General features: G+C 56.3%; 2 protein-coding genes. Both read right to left on the bottom strand.

What is annotated here, in order from left to right; genetic code table 11:
- Positions 1-110: 110 nt before the first annotated feature.
- Complete coding sequence (locus tag PY257_RS10105; RefSeq protein ID WP_275741334.1) at positions 111-548, bottom strand: very short patch repair endonuclease; 438 nt, start codon at positions 546-548, stop codon at positions 111-113.
- Positions 549-559: 11 nt separating this feature from the next.
- A complete protein-coding gene (locus PY257_RS10100; protein ID WP_275741332.1) occupies positions 560-3,367 on the bottom strand; it encodes a hypothetical protein in 2,808 nt (935 codons plus the stop codon).
- Between the last annotated feature and the right edge of the window lie 566 nt (positions 3,368-3,933).

Raw genomic sequence — 3,933 nt, 5'->3', positions numbered from 1 at the left:
GCTGCCTGCCTGCCCATAGTCTCTTTCATTAGCGGGGGTGGGGGAAGCTGCACCATGAACGTTAGGTCGTCACCGGATTCCTACCGGGCAATGTCGATGCTGCTTGGAAGTCATGTCGCGGACTCTGCGGAATCACGAATTAAGACGGCGATCCGTTCGCTCGTGGCAATGGTTTTTGCTGTTGACGACAACTCGCATTCCCAGACGACGAAGACTCGCCAGCCCAAGGCACGAAGCTCATCCACGGCCCGGATATCACGGGCAACATTGTGTTGGAATCTCTCCAGCCAGAATGGGGTATTGCTCTTGGGAACGGTGGCTATCTTGCATCCCGGATGACGGTGCCAGAAGCAGCCATGGACAAAGACCACGACCTTGTAGCGAGGAAGAACAATATCTGGCTTTCCTGGTAGCTTTTTTTCGTGCAGCCTGTAGCGGAAGCCCATCCGATGCAGGGCCTTGCGCAGTGCAAGCTCCGGCTGGGTGTCCTTTCCCCGGATCCGCGACATGCGCTCGGAGCGATCGGATGGGGAAAGGAAGTCGACCATGCTCGTTCAGCTCAAGGTTTCTTGTCCAATTCGTAGAAAGGCAACCCACGAATCACTTCCCCGGATGAGTCGAACGACTTGTAGAGGCAATGATGGTTTGGCAATGTCTTCACGCGTTCGGAAAGGTCTCCTAGATCCGAGGTGAATCCCAGCGAGCCTAGTTCGGCTGGCGTGACATTGGGGACCTTGTGTATGAACCATGTCAGCAATGGCTCCTTGTAGTCGGTAGTACTTGCCTTGAAGTGCCGAAGGTATTGGGATGCCAGGATAACCCCGGCCCCGAATTCTCGGCCTTGCAGCAATAGTTTGCGCAATACGTCGAATTCGTAGCGCATGATGTTGTCGGCTTCATCGACCAATAGGTATGAGTCAATCACCCGAAGCTGTGGATCGCTTCCTTGGAAGGGACGCTTTGGTGTCTTGAGCATGTTCTCGTAGAACATGTTCAGCATGATGGCCACGAGCATGTTCTTGCTCCTGTCGTCTTGCCCCATTGCATCCAGGGAAATAACGACTATGCCATCGAGGAAAGCATCGAAGGTCTTTGTCTTGGCAGGGTCCTTCTCGAATACTTCCATGTCCACGAGGTCGTCGATGATCGCCATCGGCGAATCCGACTTGCCATTCAATAGCGCCCGGTACTCGGAATGAATGTCGTAAATCGTTGGCTGGCGACCCTCTATCGAACATGTCTCGTAGGCATTGCGGACAGCGCCCTTGAGCTTGTCTCGCTGCACGGGCCCAATGCCGGAATAGACCTTGTCGAGGACATCGGCGAAGAAGCGGAACCGATCCAGCCAAGGTGCCATGGATTCGCCGATGGAGGAGGTGTCGAATAGGTTGAGTGGCAAGCGTGATGGTTTTACGACACGGGCACCAGTTGCATTGACGAATTCCGGGCTGCTGTAGTCTCGCTTGTAGTCGAATATCAGGAACCGTGGCTTGATTCCTCGATTTTCTGCGCTTGAGGTTGCTATCTGGAAGATCAGGGATTTCAGTAGCTGCGTCTTCCCTGTGCCGAGGTCTCCAACGACGCCGATGTTGAGCTGGTTGAGTCTCGTGTCCGATATGTTCAACGATAGTTGGCGAGGTTCGAAGCCATCGATGGTCCTGCCGACTGAAAGCAAGATGCCGCTGCCTTGTTCTTCAGACGGCGGCATCGATGTATCCGGGGAGGCGGAGGCATCGACAGCCCTGTCGCCCTTGGTTTCCTCAGTGGAGGCACCTGCAGGGCTTGACGTTGTGATGGTGTCTGGCTCGGCAGGTGCACTGTCGTCACCATCGCTTGACCCCGGGTTCGTGGGGCCGGGCGAGATGCTCGTCGTGGAAGTGGTGATGGCAGTGTCCAGCGATGGCATCAGCCGCCAGTCACCAACCTTGGACCGAACTGCCTCGTAGAACTCCTGGGGGTCGCCTCCAACGATTTTTCCTGCATCCTTGGGGGAAATTGAAATGCTTTCGCTGAAGCCATCTCCGTCGTGGTCGTGTGCATCGCTGAGTGGCGTCCCGTCGACGACCAGCAATCGTCCTGATTCATCTATCGTGATCGATGAATCAGGAGCGAGTATCTCTGCAGCAATGCGCTCGTGGTAGCCGGACCAGCGTTCCGTTTGGGTGGAAACAAGTTCATGCTGGCTATATACGCGCAGGCCGAACCCTATCATCGAAAGCAACAGGTGCTGGTAGGCAAGCTTCCAGGCTGTGGATTTCCCAGACTGGTCGACCATGGCCTTGAGCAACTTAGTCAAGGCACGTGCCTGGGCAAGTGCTTCCTTCGCTTCTCCTGGGGCAAATCCGCTACCTTGGTTCCTGAACTTCACTTCGATTGGCGTGAGGTGCAGGCGAACCCCGACTTCGGTTGCACGAATCCCGATGACAAGCAGGTCGGGGCGAGACAAGGATGTCTCCTTCTTATCCCGTCCCAGTGACCGGGACAGGTCTGCCAGGTAGCTCCGGAATGGGTCGACGGGAATGATCAAGGCCATGGATAAGTCATCCTGCGTACCCGACAGCACGGGCAGCAAGCTGTCCTTGTTTCCTTCGGTGCGGAACTGGTCTTGCAGGAGACGGACGGCCACGAACAATCCCAGGTCGCCAGTGGCGCCCGTGTCGTCGCCAGAAAGTCCTCGTACCGTTGGTATTCCTCGCCTGGCAACCTCGAGCAAGATCTGCTCTACCTGCGAATGGTCGAGTCCCTCGCACCCCGGCAATGGACACAGTACCCGTCCCAGTGCATCACGGTCAGCATCCCTGACCTGCGATAGGAGGTAGTAGCCACTGGTATCCCCAGCCCTGTGGGAATAGGAAGGCAGGTCATAGTCCCAAAGGTACGTACCCTTGATCCAGCCACCAAGGAAGCAGGCGGGGTCGATGGCGGAGGATGAAACGGCGACAAAGCTAGCGCATTGATCTTCCAGCATGCTGGAGACGGCATGTACATTTGGGGAAAACTGCAGTCCGATGGTCTTGTCTTGTCCTCCCTCTAGAAGGTTGATGCAACTAGCAATCTTGTTGCAGAACACGTCTCCGGTAGGTGGTATGGGCAGTGACTGCCTAGATTCACTCAGGAACGAGCCATGCAGTTGCCTCCTGATCCTGTGGCGCACGAGTCCGCCGAGTCCTAGCGGAGATCGCATGCCGACAGGCCGTGACTCTGGTTGTGCAGAATCAAGCTGGGCAATGATGCCGAGGTCTGGCCTTGTTCCAGGAGGTTGTCGCTCGAACCAGCGGACACGGTTCCCCGTGTCTTCCGACAGGTTCGCGATCATGGCCTGATCCGGGCGCGAACTTTCCGGCCTGGTATCGAAGACCTCGATCATCCTGGGACCTACGCTCCGTTGTAGGCCTTTCTCCTCGCCACGCCCGAATCGCCAGGAACACCATGTTGCAAGGCCCTCGTTGCAGGCGTCCGTCGCTCCGCCTCCGCTGGAGACGACAAGGCCGATGATAGGCTTGGCGGCGAGAAGGTCGGAGACATCCTCTAGCGAACGAGCAACCTGGGCAGGGCTGAATCCACTCGAAATACCGCCTACGATTAACCCTAGCGAATCGTCGAATGGAGCTTTCCTTGATTTGCCTGAAATTTGGTCCAGGCGCTTGCCATTCCATAGGACCGACCAATAGTCGGAGTTGCATTCGACGGAAAGGAATGCAACCCGGTCTATGCCGGTGGGCCCTCCCGGAGACTGTAGTGGCATTTCCAGGATGTCGGGTATGCAGTCTGGGTCCAGTATGCTGGCAGCAGGGCAAGGTCGGGGTTCGTCACCTTCCACCGCCTCGTACAGTATTTTCTGTGCGAGGCAATGCCATGCGAGGAGCCTGTCAGAAATTTTGTGTGCAAGGCATAACATTCCACCAAAGGAGTTTTCATGCCTCGCCAATCCAA

Source organism: Curvibacter soli (assembly GCF_029211125.1).
GTDB lineage: Bacteria > Pseudomonadota > Gammaproteobacteria > Burkholderiales > Burkholderiaceae_C > Curvibacter_A > Curvibacter_A soli.
This window is presented reverse-complemented; position numbering and strand designations above follow the sequence as displayed.

Coding starts and splice junctions, on each gene's coding strand:
- PY257_RS10105 (WP_275741334.1), bottom strand. CDS start 548: ATGGTCGACTTCCTTTCCCCATCCGATCGCTCCGAGCGCATGTCGCGG.
- PY257_RS10100 (WP_275741332.1), bottom strand. CDS start 3,367: ATGATCGAGGTCTTCGATACCAGGCCGGAAAGTTCGCGCCCGGATCAG.